The organism is Brevibacillus sp. NSP2.1 (genome assembly GCF_000470975.2).
GTDB lineage: Bacteria > Bacillota > Bacilli > Brevibacillales > Brevibacillaceae > Brevibacillus > Brevibacillus agri.
This window is the reverse complement of sequence record NZ_CP048274.1, coordinates 2,397,191-2,413,570: the sequence shown is the minus strand read 5'-3', so window position 1 is coordinate 2,413,570 and position 16,380 is coordinate 2,397,191. Positions and strand designations below refer to the sequence as shown.

At 53.1% G+C, this 16,380-nt stretch carries 14 protein-coding genes; all 14 read right to left on the bottom strand.

Going from position 1 to position 16,380, the window contains the following annotated elements:
• Positions 1–2: 2 nt before the first annotated feature.
• Complete coding sequence (yfmF, locus tag M655_RS12145; RefSeq protein WP_007786875.1) at positions 3–1,298, bottom strand: EF-P 5-aminopentanol modification-associated protein YfmF; 1,296 nt, start codon at positions 1,296–1,298, stop codon at positions 3–5.
• Positions 1,299–1,526: 228 nt separating this feature from the next.
• Positions 1,527–1,682, bottom strand: coding sequence for a hypothetical protein (locus M655_RS12140; RefSeq protein ID WP_167333252.1), 156 nt, complete (start codon positions 1,680–1,682; stop codon positions 1,527–1,529).
• A gap of 50 nt (positions 1,683–1,732) precedes the next feature.
• Complete coding sequence (locus M655_RS12135; RefSeq protein WP_026557309.1) at positions 1,733–2,923, bottom strand: stalk domain-containing protein; 1,191 nt, start codon at positions 2,921–2,923, stop codon at positions 1,733–1,735.
• 87 nt (positions 2,924–3,010) lie between these two features.
• On the bottom strand, positions 3,011–3,970 hold the full coding sequence (locus M655_RS12130) for an ABC transporter permease (protein ID WP_005834119.1): 960 nt from the start codon (positions 3,968–3,970) through the stop codon (positions 3,011–3,013).
• Complete coding sequence (locus M655_RS12125) at positions 3,970–5,043, bottom strand: ABC transporter permease (RefSeq protein WP_026557310.1); 1,074 nt, start codon at positions 5,041–5,043, stop codon at positions 3,970–3,972. Before M655_RS12125 ends, M655_RS12130 begins: the two co-directional genes overlap by 1 nt.
• Positions 5,036–6,550: an ABC transporter ATP-binding protein gene (locus M655_RS12120; RefSeq protein WP_174435221.1), complete on the bottom strand. Its 1,515-nt coding sequence runs from the start codon at positions 6,548–6,550 to the stop codon at positions 5,036–5,038. The genes M655_RS12125 and M655_RS12120 overlap by 8 nt, the downstream gene beginning before the upstream one ends.
• Positions 6,551–6,669: 119 nt before the next feature.
• Positions 6,670–7,728 carry a BMP family ABC transporter substrate-binding protein gene (locus tag M655_RS12115; RefSeq protein ID WP_005834125.1) on the bottom strand — a complete coding sequence of 353 codons (1,059 nt, stop codon included), beginning with the start codon at positions 7,726–7,728 and terminating at the stop codon, positions 6,670–6,672.
• Between the two features lie 58 nt (positions 7,729–7,786).
• Positions 7,787–8,512, bottom strand: a complete 726-nt coding sequence (locus tag M655_RS12110; protein ID WP_005834128.1) for a GntR family transcriptional regulator — start codon at positions 8,510–8,512, stop codon at positions 7,787–7,789.
• A gap of 204 nt (positions 8,513–8,716) precedes the next feature.
• Complete coding sequence (locus M655_RS12105; protein ID WP_035422725.1) at positions 8,717–11,083, bottom strand: FtsK/SpoIIIE family DNA translocase; 2,367 nt, start codon at positions 11,081–11,083, stop codon at positions 8,717–8,719.
• A 121-nt stretch (positions 11,084–11,204) separates the two neighbouring features.
• Positions 11,205–11,435 carry a YlzJ-like family protein gene (locus M655_RS12100; RefSeq protein WP_005834131.1) on the bottom strand — a complete coding sequence of 77 codons (231 nt, stop codon included), beginning with the start codon at positions 11,433–11,435 and terminating at the stop codon, positions 11,205–11,207.
• Positions 11,432–12,265 (bottom strand): ClpP family protease, encoded by an 834-nt coding sequence (locus M655_RS12095; RefSeq protein ID WP_005834133.1) that lies wholly within the window; start codon positions 12,263–12,265, stop codon positions 11,432–11,434. Before M655_RS12095 ends, M655_RS12100 begins: the two co-directional genes overlap by 4 nt.
• Before the next feature lie 123 nt (positions 12,266–12,388).
• Positions 12,389–14,065 carry a ribonuclease J gene (locus tag M655_RS12090; RefSeq protein ID WP_026557311.1) on the bottom strand — a complete coding sequence of 559 codons (1,677 nt, stop codon included), beginning with the start codon at positions 14,063–14,065 and terminating at the stop codon, positions 12,389–12,391.
• Positions 14,066–14,220: 155 nt separating this feature from the next.
• A complete protein-coding gene (dapA, locus tag M655_RS12085) occupies positions 14,221–15,087 on the bottom strand; it encodes a 4-hydroxy-tetrahydrodipicolinate synthase (RefSeq protein WP_005834137.1) in 867 nt (288 codons plus the stop codon).
• Positions 15,088–15,145: 58 nt separating this feature from the next.
• The gene (gene dapG / locus M655_RS12080; RefSeq protein ID WP_026557312.1) at positions 15,146–16,372 is read right to left on the bottom strand and encodes an aspartate kinase; all 1,227 of its coding nucleotides are present in this window, start codon (positions 16,370–16,372) and stop codon (positions 15,146–15,148) included.
• Positions 16,373–16,380 lie beyond the last annotated feature (8 nt).

The following is a 16,380-nucleotide window of genomic DNA, read 5'->3' as shown; positions in this document are numbered from 1 at the left end:
AATTACGCCTCTCCCTTCTTGTCGCGCAGCAAGTAGATCGTATCGATCGCTACCTTATTCGCCACCCGTTTGATGTCTTCGATGCCGGCCTGCTCAATTCCCGCGAGCAGTTCATCCAGCTTGCGCTTGCGGCCGCTAATCACGCCGTTGTAAGTGAAATCAATCATGCCGCGGGCGCTGTCCAAAAGCTCGCGAAACTGGTTGGACAAGGTAGCTCGCGTCTGCGTCAGCTCTTCCTCGGAAATATTGCCTGCCCGCATCTGCTCCAACTGTTCCTTGATGATCTCGACTGCGCGCTTGTATTTGCCGACGTCGATGCCGGACATAATCATCATGATTCCTTTATGGCTCTCCAGGCGCGATACAGCGTAGTAAGCGAGGCTTTCTTTTTCCCGGACATTGACAAACAACTTGGAATGCGGGAATCCGCCCAAAATGCCGTTGTACAACAGCAAGGCCGGATAGTCGTCATCCTTGTACGTCACCTGCGTGCGGCAGCCGATATTCAGCTTGGCCTGGTTCACATCGAGGCGATCGACGACTTCCTTTTCTTCCGCAACTTGCTTGGTCGCGCCACCGAGCTGCAACTCGCCCGCTGCCTTGCGCGCAAGCGGGATGTGCGTGCGGATCGCATCGGCCACTGTTTGCGGCTCGACATCCCCGACGACAAACATGTTGATCGGATTGGTTGTGGTGATTTCCTGAAAATAGCGGTACAGCTCCTGGCCCGTGATCGCCGGCAAGTCTTGCACTCGCCCCTGGACCAGCAGGGAGAACGGCTCTCCTTTGCACATCTCTTCTGTGACGCGCTGATTGGCGTACTTCATCTTGTCGTCAATCAGGCTCTCGATCCGCTTTCGCAGCGCTTCTTTTTCCTGCGTCACATACTTCTCGGCAAACGCATTGTTTTGCACATACGGCCGCACCAGCATGTCGCCGACGAACTGAATCGCCTGCTCCAATAGCGCGTCCTCTTTAGACAAGTACTTCTCGTTCGGCACCTCCATATAAATTTGCAGGATTTGCCGTTCGCCTTTTTTCATGACATCTACATCAAAAATGGCGCCGTACAAAAAGTCGAGGTGCGCACGCAACAGCTTGGTCTCCGGAAAACGGGCGCTCGCCCGCTTCATGACGTTCGCCAGCAGCGCGGTCTTGGTCACGTGTTCCTCCGACAGAGCCTGTTCAATCATCGTCACGATCGTCGTAGTCTTGAATTTGGCGGTCGGAAGAATATGTACGTTCATCCCGTTCATTTGGGAGCTTTGAAACGCGATCTCAGACGTCTGTGCTTTCATGGCAACTTCTCCCTTCTCCATCTGCTTATACTTCTCTATTGTAACCAATTGGCAGGCCATCTTTCATCAGAATCTTCCATTATAACTGCCTGTTTTCCATCGTATGCGCCTGCGGCCCGCCGTAAGACTCCTCGCTTTCGTCCTTTGGCGTCCGGCTGTTCCTGCGTTTTTTTCGCGAAAAAGAAAAAGAGCAAGCCGGCCTTTTCGGGCGCGTGCTCGCTCTCGATGCTACATATCCATATAATCCCAATCTCTGGTGTCTTCCGAAGTGACGCCTTCTTCCACGAACCGGCCGCAATCAGAAGACAGGCAAAGCACGCCCTCCAACTGCTCGTCGTGAAAAGGCAAGCCGTGATTTCCTCCACAGTATGGACAGATCCACATACGAAAAGCCCTCCTATTCGTCAGGATTCCTTACCGTATAGTCTGTCCCATTACCCAAACAAGCTTACCACTTTGTTTTGCTCCCAGTAACGAAGGTAGTCGTACGGATCGACAGCTCGTCCGTTGTCATTCCGATACAGCCCGAAATGCAGATGAGGCGCAAACATCCCCACCGTACCTGGACCGCCATAGCCTGTATCTCCGACAAATCCGATCAACTGTCCTGCCTTGACCGTCCCCCCGACGCGAAGGCCGGGAGCGTAGGCGCTGAGGTGGGCGTAATACATGCGAAACTGCCCGTTTTTATCGGTAATGTTGATCCGCCAGCCGCCGTACGTATTCCAGCCTACGCGATTGATCGTCCCGTCCGAAACCGAATAGATCGGCGTCCCTTTTGGCGCCATGATGTCGATGCCTTCATGCCTGCGGACACTGCCGTTGTGGCTCTCCGTCCATTCGCGATCGGAACCGAAGCTGTCGCCATACGGCTCGTACCAGCTCGCATCGTTGAACGGAAACAAGTATTCCTGACCGAGCAAGCGTTTATTTCCGACCTTGTCTGCCAGAGGATGCTCCGCTTTTTTCGCCGCGTGCGGCAAAAACACAATTTGCCCAATCGTCAGTTGATCGCTGGACAAGTAGTTGTTTTTCTTGATCGCACTCATCGTCGTCCCGTGGCGAAGCGCAATGGCCCCGAGCGTGTCATTTGGCTGCACCACGTACGGATTGGCGGCTTCCTCTACCGTGACGGCACGATCCTCCACAGGCTTTGTCTGCACGTGCGCCACGGACGACGTCGCGTCCCACTCCACCTGGTAGCCGAGCGCCTCGCTGACGAAGCGCAGCGGCACGAGCGTACGTTGATTGACGATAATCGGCGGCGCCTCCAGCGTAACCCGCTCCCCGTTCACATACGCCAGCCGACTGTTGACATCGAGCGAGACATGCTTGCCTTTTTGGCCAAAAGACACGCGCTGTTGCTCGGCATCATACTCGACCTGCGACCCTGTCGCTTCGGCAATCACCCGGATCGGCACGAGCATCCGTCCGTTTTGGCGCAGCGGCAAAACGTCAGACTCCACCCCTTTGCCATCCACTACCAGCGATATGACCGGACCTGGCTCTTTTGCCGCTGCCGTACTGGCTAGTCCGCCAGACAGCCACAGACCAAGACAGGCAAAAAAAGCGCCCAGAATCCCGGCAGAACGTAAACGGCTGCGCTTATGTAGCCAGCAGTTCATTTCTTTCCCTCCCCGCGCAATCTCACAAGAAAAATTATCGCATACGGAAAGGAACGGGTTCCAGACGCAAATTATGTCAACTGATCCTTAACGAGAGCCGGTATCGTACGGTTTGCCCAGTGCGGCAGGAGCGTTGGAGCGTCCAACCAGACCAGCCATGACCAAAATAGTCAGTACGTACGGCAGCATGAAAATAAACTCGGTCGGAATGAACTTGGTCAGTCCGAAAATCTGCACCAAAGACTTGATCGCTTGGGCAACCCCGAAGAACAAGGCAGCGCCCATCGCTCCGGCCGGATGCCATTTTCCGAAAATCAACGCGGCAATCGCGATAAACCCTTGGCCGGATACGGTGTTATGGGAAAAGTTGCTCGTCGTCGTCAGCGAGATTGTCGCCCCGCCCAAAGCAGCCAGCGCACCGCTAATCATGACAGCGGTATAACGCATTCTTTTCACGTTGATCCCTACCGTGTCAGCAGCGCGCGGATGCTCACCGACCGCGCGTAGACGCAAGCCGAACGGAGTTTTGAAGATCAGGTACCAGGTCAAAAAGACCGCGATAAACGCCAAATAGCTCGTCGGATACGCTTCAAAGATAGCATGTCCCAAATACGGGATGTCGTGCAAAAGCGGAATTTCCCACTTAGCAAAGACGCTGGACAAGGTCGTTGTCTGGCCCGCGCCGTTAAAGATGATTTTGGTCAAGTACACGGACAGACCTGCCGCCAAAAAGTTCAAGGCCACGCCGCTGACTGTCTGGTCCGCTTTGAAGGTAACGGAAGCGACAGCGTGCGGAAGGGCAAAAATCGAACCGGCGATCCCCGCCAAAATAAAGCCGATCCACGGAGCGAATGCTCCCAGCGAATCTTGGAACGCGTACGTAATGACGGCACCTGTAAAGGCACCGATAATCATCATGCCTTCCAGCGCAATATTCACGACACCAGAGCGCTCGGAGTAGAGCCCGCCCAGAGAGGCAAAAATCAGGGCAGTGGAAAACACGATGGTATCATGAACGAGGTTGCTAAGAATGACTCCCCAATCCATCAGTTTCCACCTTCCTTTTTCTTCTTCAAGATTGGTTTGACAAAAATTTTCACGATGCCGTGCGCCGCCACAAAGAAGATGACCGAAGCGATTACGACACGGATCAGCTCAACAGGCACGCCAGCGCCGAACTTCATGCCGGCTGCCCCGAAAGTGAGAATCCCGAACAAGATGGCGGCAAGCACGACGCCAAGCGGCGTATTTCCGCCGATCAACGCGACAGCGATACCGTCGAAGCCATAGCCTGGCTGCGAAGTCATGATCGCCTGGTAATGGAACACGCCCAAAATCTCGCAAGCGCCGCCAATCCCCGCGAACATGCCGCCGATGAACATCGCATTGACGACGTTGCGGTTTACGTTCATCCCCGCATATTCGGAAGCGTGCGGATTCAGACCTACGGCACGCAATTCGTAGCCGGACTTCGTTTTCCAAAGAATGACGTAGAAAAAGATAGCGGCAAGCACAGCAAGCAAGGTTCCCCAGTGCAAGCGGGCACTGTCAAACATTTGCGAGAGCCAGCTAATCGTAATCATGGATGATTCCTTAATCATTTCCGAACGCTGTTGTCCGGCCGGGATGAAAAACGCATTCATGACCCAGTTTGCCAAGTACAGCGCGACCCAGTTCAGCATGATGCTGGTGATAACCTCGTTCACGCCGCGAGCGGCTTTCAAGTAACCGGCAATCGAGCCCCACAGGCCGCCTGCTACCGCACCTGCAATCACAGCGAGAGGAGCGTGGATGTAAGCAGGAAGATCAAAAGAAACCCCTACTGTCGTCGCAGCGATCATCCCTACAATAAACTGCCCCTCTGCCCCAATGTTGAACAGTCCTGTCCGAAAGGCAAACGCCACTGCAAGACCCGTAAAGATCAGCGGTGTAATCTGCCGGATCGTTTCCCCGAAGTTATACGCGCTTCCGAATACCTTTTCAATCAGGGCCATGTAAGCCTGAATCGGGTTGAAGCCGCCTGCCAGCATGGCGATCGCCCCGGTCAGCAGGCCGAGAATGATCGCGACGACAGGAACGAGGAACGATTCTTTTGTAAAGACGGCAATCACTTTATTCATCGTTTCCTCCTCCAGGCATTCGTTTTCCGCCGGACATCATCAAGCCCAGCTCTTGCTCGCTCGTCGATTTCGCATCGACAATTCCTACAATGCTACCTTCATAAATCACGGCAATCCGGTCAGAGACGTTGATGACCTCATCCAGCTCCAAGGAAAGCAGCAGAACCGCTTTGCCTTTGTCGCGTTGCTCGATCAGACGGCGATGAATAAATTCGATCGCCCCTACGTCCAGACCGCGTGTAGGCTGCGCCGCGATCAGCAAATCCGGGTTCTTGTCCACTTCCCGGGCGATAATCGCCTTTTGCTGGTTCCCTCCGGACAATGCTCGCGCTGGCGTGTAGATCGACGGCGTGCGCACGTCAAACTCCTCAATCAGCTTGGCCGCATGCTTGTCAATCGCGCCATAGTCGAGAAAGCCGTTTTTGTTAAACGTCGGGTGGAAATACGTTTCCAACACCATATTCTCGCTCATGGTAAAATCGAGAACCAATCCGCGCTTATGACGGTCTTCCGGAATGTGCGACAAGCCCGATTCGGAAATATCCCGCGGCGACTGGTTCGTAATGTCTTTGCCATTGAGAAGGACACGGCCACTGGTTGCTTTCCGCAACCCGGTCAAAACTTCAATCAGTTCACTCTGCCCGTTGCCGTCTACGCCTGCAATCCCCAAAATCTCGCCCGCCCGCACTTCCAGGCTGAGATTGTTCAGCGCATTGACGCCGCGGTTGCCCATGGCGGTGAGGTTTTCGACAGCGAGGATGGTTTCCTTCGGCTTCGCCGCGGTTTTATCCACGCGGAAGTTGACTTCGCGCCCCACCATTTTGGCTGCCAGTTCGTCCGGGTTCGTGTCTTTAACCAGCACGGAGTCAATCACTTTCCCGCGACGGATAATCGTGCAGGCGTCGCAGACGGCCATGATTTCCTTGAGCTTGTGGGTAATCAGGATGATGGTCTTGCCCTCTTTGACCAAGTTATGCATGATTTCGATGAGTTCATGAATTTCCTGAGGGGTAAGAACAGCAGTCGGCTCGTCAAAAATCAAGATGTCGGCCCCGCGGTAAAGCGTTTTCAAGATCTCTACGCGTTGTTGCATCCCTACTGAAATATCCTGAATCTTTGCTCTAGGATCAACCTTTAGCCCGTATTGATTTGACAGCTTTTCCACCGCTTTTTCAGCGCTTTGGATATCTATTTGCAACCCGTTTTTCGGTTCGTTTCCTAATACAATGTTTTCTGTTACCGTAAACGTCTCCACAAGCATAAAATGCTGGTGCACCATCCCGATGCCAAGCTCGTTGGCAACGTTAGGGCTTGTAATCTTCACTACTTTTTCGTTGATGAGGATTTCGCCTTCATCTGGTTGATACAGGCCAAACAAAATGTTCATTAACGTCGACTTGCCTGCGCCATTCTCGCCGAGAAGCGCATGAATTTCGCCTTGCTTGACAGAAAGCGTGATGTTGTCGTTTGCCACAATCCCCGGGAACCGCTTGGTAATCCCTCGCATCTCAACTACTTTTTTTACCGAACTCAACCATGCTCACCCCATTTTTTTGGGTTTAGTGTGAAGGTAAAGAACAAGGCCAGTTCCTAGAACCAGCCTTGTCCATTTGCCGCTTCATCGTTTTACTTGTCTGGCACCGAGATTTCGCCTTTAACGATTTTTTGCTTGTATTCTTCAACCAGCTTCAGTACGTCTTCTGGAACGTTCTTATTGGAAGTGGAAGCCAAGCCTACACCGTCTTCAGCAAGACCGAGCCATTTGATTTTACCGCCCTCGAATTTACCTTCGGACAGGTCTTTGGATACACGGAATACAGCTTCGTCAACGCGTTTTACCATGGAAGTGAGAGTAATCTCGTCACCGAATGTCAGGGATTGGTCTTTGTCTACACCGATTACCCAAACGTTTTCGCCTTTAGCTTTGCGGTCTTTTGCTTCGTTAAATACGCCATCACCTGTACCGCCGGAAGCGTGGAAGATGATGTCAGCGCCTTGACCGTACATTTGGGAAGCAGTGGATTTGCCAAGGTCAGGCTTGTCAAATGCACCTGTGTACACTTTGATTACTTTAACGCTAGGATCAGCCGCTTTTACCCCTGCTTCGAAACCAACTTCGAAACGTTTGATAACCGGGATTTCAACGCCACCAACGAAACCGACTGTTTTCGTTTTGGTCATTTTCGCTGCTACTACCCCAGCGAGGAAGGAACCTTCGTGCTCTTTGAAGAGAACGGATTCCACGTTAGGCGCATCTACTTCCGCGTCAATGATCGCCAGTTTCGCATCTTTGTTTTCGTCAGCTACTTTTTTCAGGTGATCGCCCATCAGGAAACCGATACCCCAAGTCAGATCCCATTTGTCTTTTACAAATTGAGTCAGGTTAGGTACATACTCAGCATCGCTGGTGGATTGCAGATAGTTTACGCTGTCTTTTGGCAGGTTCAGCTCGGTTTGGAAACGTTGCAGACCTTCCCAGGCACTTTGGTTGAAGGAGTTGTCGTTTACGCCGCCAACGTCCGTAACCATACCAACTCGGATCGCTGTTTTGGCACCGCCTTCAGCGCCGCCATTGCTTGCGCCAGTCTGACCTTGAGGTTGTGCTTCTGGTTTGCTTCCGCAGCCAGCAAGAACAAGCGACAGGCTGAGTGTTGCCACAGAAAGCACGGATAGAACTTTCTTCATCTGAGATTACCCCCTGTTTTTGGTTGATGAAAATTGTTGAGTGAGGTTTCCCCCACGATTACAACCGTCTCCGCACGACGTGAAAGTGAATTTTGTCAGCTCTGAAGTAGTTATGGGAGTATAAAACCGGCTTTTCACTTTCGTCGTAATGAATCTGCTTGAGCAAGAGCAATGGTGTAGATTTGTCGCAGTGCAGCAGATTGGAAACCTTTTCATTGTAGCCCATGGGTTCAATGTGAGCCACTGCATACGAAATTCGCACCCCTGTAGCGCTCTCCAGCCATTTGAAAATGGACTCCCCGCCAGCCGTGTAGCCTTCTGGCACCAAGCGCGCAGGAATACGGTCGATACAGTAGACCACTGGTTCGCCGTCGGCCGTCCGAATGCGCTCTACCGTCAGCACGCCTTCGCCCGGATTCAAGGCCAAGCTTTTCCGCTCCTCGTCTCCTGCCTCGCCAAAGTACGTCTTCAGGATCATCGTTCCTGCTGTGTATCCTTGGCGTTCAATTGCATCCGTCACACTAAAGAGTTCCCCAATTCCGCCTGAAAAAACAGGTTTGGAATTGATAAATGTCCCTACACCGTGTCTGCGAATGACAATTTTCTCTTCTTCCAGAAGACGGAGCGCCTCGCGAAGGGTTGCCCTGCTTACGCCTAACTGCTTGGATAGTTCGGCTTCGGATGGGAGGCGTTCACCGGGACGCAGTTGTCCGGTTTCGATATCACTCTTGATTTTGTCCATAACCAAGAGGAAAAGTGATCGAACATTCCCTTTGATGCTCATCGTCAATTCACTCCTGTTGTCCGCTAGCCATCCCAACAGGTAGGACGTCAGACCTCTGATTCTCATGAGACGTGATAACAACAATTCCCCTCAATCTGTTAAAAATTTTACATGAGGGTCGTCCATCATGCAAGTCAAATATTTTTAACTGCGGCCAGAAAAAATGACTTTGCCAGTTGCACGACACCAGCAAAGTCAAGGGATTTAGGAAATATTGGATTCGATGGAAGGACGAGGCACACGGACCTCTCGCGGCTTCGACCCTTCGTACGGGCCGACGACTCCTTGCGCTTCCATCATGTCGATCAACCGGGCCGCGCGCGTGTAGCCTACCCGCAAACGCCGCTGCAAAAGCGAGGCCGAGGCCGTTTGCGCTTCTGACACGATCTGGACAGCCTGATCGTACAGCTCGTCATCCACGACAGCCTGCTGCTCCTCCTGCACTTCTCCCGGAATCATTTCTTCGTTGTAGCGCACTTCCTGCTGCTCTTTGACAAAGCGGACAACTTCCTCGACTTCCTTGTCAGAGACGAAGGCGCCTTGCACGCGAATCGGCTTGGAGGCTCCCATCGGCAAGGAGAGCATGTCGCCTCTGCCCAGCAACTTCTCCGCTCCGCCCATGTCGAGAATCGTGCGGGAGTCCGCCATCGAGGAGACGCCAAAGGCGATCCGGGAAGGGATGTTCGCCTTGATGACCCCTGTGATGACGTCAACAGAAGGACGCTGTGTCGCAATAATCAAATGAATGCCGGAAGCGCGCGCCATTTGCGCGAGGCGGCAAATCGCGTCCTCGACCTCGCCTGGGGCGACCATCATCAGGTCAGCCAGCTCGTCGACGATGACGACGATGTACGGTAAAGGCGGGCCCTGCACTTGCGCATTGTACATCTCGATGTTGCGGCTGCCCGTTTTCGCAAACAGGTTGTAGCGCCGCTCCATTTCGGCCACGACTTTTTTCAGCGCGACCGAAGCCCGCTTCGGATCTGTCACGACCGGGGCCAGCAAATGCGGGATGCCGTTGTAAACGTTCAGCTCGACCATTTTCGGGTCAACCATCATCAGCTTGACTTCGTCCGGTTTCGCCTTGAACAAGATGCTCATAATCAAGCCGTTGATGCAGACTGACTTCCCGCTGCCCGTAGCTCCGGCCACCAGCAAGTGCGGCATTTTCGTCAGATCGGCCACGATCGGCTGGCCCGAAATATCGCGGCCCAAAGCAACGGTCAATTTGCCTGGCGCATCCTGATATTGCGGCGATTCCAGCACTTCGCGAAGCGACACGACGGCTACCTCGGAGTTGGGAACCTCGATACCGATCGCCGATTTGCCTGGAATCGGCGCCTCGATGCGAATGTCTTTGGCTGCAAGCGCCAGCGCCAGGTCGTCTGTCAAACTGACAATCCGGCTCACTTTTACCCCCGTGGCTGGCTGCACCTCGTAGCGGGTGACGGCCGGGCCGCGATGCACTTCGGAAACCGTCGCGCTTACGCCAAAGCTTTTCAACGTTTGCACCAGCTTGAGCGCATTCGAGGTGTGGTCCACATCTTTGGCCGTTCCCGTTGAACGCGGTCTGGACAGCATCTGCAAGCTCGGCAGCTCATATGGCACCGCTGGCTGTTCTTCTGCCGTCTCCAGCGTCCCGAAAATCTCTTCGTCGCCTTCCAGGGCAAACGTAATTTCCTGTTTCGGTTGTGCGGCAACAGGCTTGGGCGTTTGCGCAGGCTCTGCCGGCCCCCCATCGTCTTCCATCGCGATCCGGTCGGCAAAATCGTGAATGACAGGAATGACAGGCTGCTCCGCTGCCTGCTCGTCGAAGTTCGCCTTCAGCTCTCGCACAGAAATCGCATCCGGGTCAGGCTCGCCAGCTTCTGCCAGCTTCTGCTTGCGCTGCGCGTCCGCTTCCTTCGCCTCTTTTTTCCGGCGCTCGCCCTCTTCCTGCAAAAGCTGCACGGAGTCTTTGACCGTCTCCTTCGCCTTGCCGTAGAAAAGTGCGATTTTGTCCCGGACAAACATCAAAATGTTCACATAAGAAAGATTGAACAGAAACATAAGACCGACGAGAAACAAAAAGACGATAATTAAGCCAGTCCCGATCGTTCCGACGAGGCCGTTTGTGACAGCGAAGAAAAGCGCCCCCACCATGCCCCCGCCCACTCCGGTCGTGGACACTTTTTGGCTGTGATCGAGCCAAATTCTGTCCCATGTGACCCGAATGATGCTCTGCTCGGCGAATTTGCCGTCAGCCGTGATCTGCTTGTACAAAATCATATGGTCCCACGTCAGGATCGCTACACCGATCAGCGCAATCCCAAGCACGCGATAGGTGAGCCGCGGCGCCTGTCTCGTAAACATCATGTGGACAGCCATTCCGATCATCAGCACAGGGATGAGAAAATCCCAGGAGCCGGCAACGAACCGGAACATAAACGCCAGAATATTTTTGCCCAGCCATCCGCTTTCCAGAAGTCCGATCAAGGACAGCACAATAATGAGCAATCCGAGCAGCTCTATTTTGACAACCGAGGCCAATGCCGCTTGTGACCGCTCTCTTTTTCTCCTACTCAATGGCACGCCTCCTTCTGTGCTCACTAACGCTATGTACAAAAATGGTAAAAAGGCAGCCGTATTTTGTTCGGCTGCTGTTCGTACATCATTAGTATAACACAGGAAATTCATAGAAATACAGGACTTCTTAGACGAGCCATTCGGGGTGAAACTGAACTTTTTGTCCGGGGGCGTAATGGGCTTTCAAATAGTCTTGCGGGTCCGGGCTAATCAGCCTGACGATTCTTCCCTCATACGGTCCGGTCCGCTCCACCAGCATAGTCGCATGGCCGTTCGTAATCTCTTCCAGTTCCTGCTTTTCCACCTGGTCCATGTTGGCAAAAACCGTCTCCGTCGGGATAATCGAGTATAAAATCATTGAAGAACCCGCCCCTCCCCGTTTCTTGCTTTTTCAATCAGCTCATTCAGTTTTTTCAGCGCCTTGCCCAGACCGCCGACCTCGTCGATCAAGCCGTACTTGACGGCATCGACGCCGATGACATTCGTTCCGATGTCACGCGTCAGCTCGCCTGTGCGCGTCATCAGCTCGCGAAACTTCTCTTCGGAAATATTCGAATGACGGGCGATAAAGCTGACGACGCGATCCTGCATCTTGTCCAAGTATTCAAAGGTTTGCGGAACGCCGATCACGAGTCCGGTCAGCCGAATCGGGTGAATCGTCATCGTCGCCGTTTCCGCAATAAACGAATACGTGCCGGCAACCGCAATCGGAACGCCAATGCTGTGACCGCCGCCGAGAACAAGGGTCACGACAGGTTTGGACATCGAGGCTACCATCTCGGCAATCGCGAGTCCTGCTTCCACGTCTCCGCCCACGGTGTTCAAAATGACGAGAACTCCTTCGATCTTGCTGTTTTGCTCGGCTGCAACCAGTTGCGGGATGAGGTGTTCGTACTTGGTCGTCTTGTTTTGCGGCGGTAACTGAATATGCCCTTCTACTTGTCCGATAATGGTCATACAATAAATATTGCTTTCCAACTGCGGTACGTTCGTTTGCCCCAATTGGCTGATCGAGTCCAGAAGCTTTTTCTTCGGATCTTCCTGGGCTGGCGCTTCCGCAGGCGGCGTAGCAGCAGGCTCCTGTCCGTCCGGAGGCGTGCTTTCCGAGGCTGCGCCTTTGTCGTTGTTCGCCAGTGAGCTTGTAAAAGGCGGCCTATTTAAAAATTGGTTGTACGGTTGCTTCGACATGGATGATCCTCCCTCCCTTTCCTCTGTAGTATGGATAGCAGATGGGAAAATCATGCGCCGCGAAAGACCAAAAAAAGCCAGGAACCCCGTTGTTTTGGGGGATTCCTGACTCTTTTCCTAGCCTTACACTTCCATGATAATCGGCAAGATCATCGGACGGCGACGAGTTTGCTCGTACAAATAACGTCCCAATGATTCTTTTACGTTGTTTTTGAGGGATGACCATTCGTTTACATTTTCTTCCATGCACTTGACAAGTGTTTGGGTCACTATGCGATTCGCTTCATCCAGCAGCTCCTCGGATTCACGCACGTAGACGAAACCGCGAGAGATGATGTCTGGACCAGACAAAATCGTGCCATTTTGTTTGCTGAGTGTAACGACAACTACCAGTATGCCGTCTTGGGACAGTAATTTGCGATCTCTAAGTACGATGTTTCCAACATCGCCGACACCCAGGCCGTCAATCAGGACATTGCCTGCGTGGACTTTCGGGCCATAACGCGCCCGGCCCCCGGAGATTTCCACCGCGTCGCCGTTATCCAGCAAAAAGATGTTCTCCTCTGGAATGCCCACCTGTTCAGCCAGCAAGGAATGCATTTTCAGCATCCGGTATTCGCCGTGAACGGGAATAAAGTACTTAGGCTTCATTAAATTCAGCATCAGTCGCAGTTCTTCCTGACTGCCATGACCGGAGACGTGGACGGTTCCGTTAGGTCCATGGCCGCCATAAATCACATCAGCGCCAATTCTTGAAAGCTGGTCAATCGTGCGCGCTACATACTTTTCATTTCCCGGAATCGGGGTCGCTGCAATAATGACCGTATCTCCTGGAAGGATGTCAATTTTCCGATGGGCGGATCGGGCCATGCGTGTGAGCGCAGACATTGGCTCTCCTTGGCTTCCAGTAGATAAAATAACGACTTGCTCAGCAGGCAGCTTGTTGATTTCGTCGCTCTCGACAATCAAGCCTTCCGGAACGAACAAATAGCCCAGCTCTCTGCTGATATTGATGACGTTTTGCATGCTCCGGCCGACAACTGTCAGCTTGCGGTTGAACTGCACGGCTGCATCCACGACTTGCTGGATGCGGTGCACGTTCGACGCGAAGGTAGAGACGACGATTCGTCCCGTCGCCTTGCTGAAGACGTCTTTGATCGCGATGCCGACAGAGCGTTCCGATCCGGTAAATCCAGGCCGTTCCGCATTCGTACTGTCAGACAGCAAGCACAATACACCACGATCGCCAATCATGGCCATTTTTGCCAGATCGGCAGCCTGGTTGTTGATCGGTGTTTGGTCGAACTTGAAGTCTCCTGTGTGGACGACGTAGCCTTCAGGCGTTTCCAGGCATACTCCCACACAATCCGGAATACTGTGATTCACCCGGAAAAAAGTCGCTTTCATTTTTCCGAGGACGACCTCTGAATCGCTGTTAATCAATACTCGCTTCGTTTCGTTTAGAATACCCGCTTCTTTCAATTTTGCATCAATCAGGCCGAGGGTAAGTTTTGTCGCATAAACCGGGACTTTCAAATGCTTCAGCACATAGCTGAGGCCGCCGATATGATCTTCGTGTCCATGCGTAATAATGATACCCCGAACTTTGTCGCGGTTCTCTTCCAAGTAGGTGATGTCCGGAATCACCATGTCAATTCCCAGCATTTCCTCTTCCGGGAATTTCAATCCGGCATCAATCACTACGATGTCGTCCCCGCTTTGTACCACATACATATTCTTCCCAATTTCGCCGACTCCGCCCAGGGCGAAAATGAGAACAGAGTGATTCGACTTTGCCAAACGTGTAACCTCCTATATTTAGTTGTCATGTCCACTCAAAAAAACCGCCCCAAATCACTTATTTTCATTATACCCGAAGTGAAAACCCGAACACAAGGAAAAAGAGCCATCCCAATTGTGGAATGGCTCTTTTACGCATCTCGTGCTTTTTTCAGTTAGGCAAACAACGAGTGAACAAATGCTTTTTCCTGTTCGTTCAGCTCCACCAATGGCAGACGTACTCCCCCCACGGAAACGCCGAGCTTTTCCAGCGCGACTTTGGTCGGCCCCGGGCTCGGATACGCGAACAGCCCTTCAAACACAGGCATCAGTTTGCGGTGAATGCTCGCCGCTTCCGCGTGTTTTCCTTGGAAGAAGGCGTCCATCATCTCGGTCATTTGCGGGCCGACAACGTGGCTCGCCACACTGACAATGCCTACCCCGCCAATCGACAGGATGGGCAACGTCAAGCCATCGTCACCGCTGTACAGTTCGAAGCCTTCCGGAGCATGCTCGATAATTTGCGCCATCTGCCCCAGGTTGCCGGAAGCTTCCTTGATGCAAACGACGTTGGGCAGCTTTGCCAGACGCAAGGTCGTCTCTGCCGTCATGTTCACAACCGAGCGGCCAGGTACGTTGTACAGCATGACAGGGAGGTCCGTCGACTCTGCCAATGCTTTGAAATGAGCGTACAGACCTTCCTGGGACGGCTTGCTGTAGTAAGGAGCCACAACCATGACAGCGTCTACGCCGATGGACTGAACCTCCTGGGTGAACTCGATGCTGGACGCGGTGTCGTTGCTGCCCGTTCCGGCGATAATGTGGCACTTGCCTTTTGCATACGCAACGGCGTGGCGAAACAGTTCCAGCTTCTCAGCGCGGGAGAGCGTCGGCGACTCGCCTGTCGTTCCGCTCAGTACGATGCCTGTCGTCCCGTTGGCAATCAGGTGATCGATCAGGCGCTCCGTTTTATCGAAATCAATCTGTAATTGTTCATTAAAAGGCGTTACCATGGCGGTAACCAGCCGACCAAAACGTGCCACTAGCTTTCCAACTCCTCTTGTTGTAATCAGTAGGCATCAAAAATGAAAATAAGAGTGCTCACATATGGTGGGCATGCAGATTGAACTGTTGATGCAAGGCACGTACGGCCCGCACCATTTCCGCCTCATGCACCAGTACCCAAATGGTCGTATGGGAGTCGGCCGATTGCAAAATCTGAATGTCTTCTTGCGTCAGAGCCTCAACGATTCGTGCCATGACGCCCGGCACTCCTGTCATTCCTGCCCCGATGACGGAAACCTTTGCGCAATGCGGCAGCAGTTGCGGTTCGTAGCCCATATCTGTCAAGAGCCGCGCTGCTTTCGGTCCCATCTCGTCGTGAACGGTGTAGGCAACCCCCAGCGGATTCACGTTGATGAAATCGACACTGATGTTATTCGTTGCCATCGTTTTGAATACTTGCAGTTGTGTATCGTAGTAGCCTTCCTTGTTGGCCACCTTGATCTGGGTAATGTTCGGCACGTGGGCAATCCCTATGACGACCCTGTCCTGAACCGAATACCCCTTCTTGCCGATCTCCAGCATGGTCGTCACAAGTGTGCCAGGGTCGTCCGAAAACGTAGAGCGAACGCGAATCGGCACGTTGGCCTGCATCGCGATTTCTACCGCCCGCGGATGAATCACTTTTGCTCCCAGGTGAGCCATGTTGCAAATCTCGGTGTACGTCACCATTTCGAGCGGCTGCGCTTCTTCGACGATGCGCGGGTCCGCTGTCATGATGCCCTCTACATCCGTAAAAATGTCTACCATCTCCGCTTGCAGGGCAACGCCGAGAGCTGTAGCTGTCGTGTCGCTGCCACCGCGTCCCAGCGTCGTAATTTCCCAATTCTCTGTCCGCCCCTGGAAGCCGGGCACGATCACGACTTGGCCTGCATGCAGGTCTTGCAAAATGCGGCTCGGGTCAATCGACATAATTTGCGCATTCGTAAAATCGTCGCTCGTCACGATGTTGGCCTGGCCGCCAGTCAAGATAGTAGCCTTGATGCCGCGGGAATTGAGCATGCTGCACATGACAGTCGCGGAGATGATCTCCCCTGTATGCATCAGCATATCCATCTCGCGGCGAGGCAGTTGGTTCCCATTGCTGCGAACCAACTGCAAAAGTGTATCGGTTGCGTACGGGTCGCCTTTGCGCCCCATGGCCGATACGACAACGACGAGGGCATAGCCTTCGTCGATCGCTTTTTCTATATGGTAGATTGCCCTCATCCGGCAATCTTCCGTCGTCAAGGAAGAACCACCGAACTTCTGGACGAGAATCTTCACAAACCTCT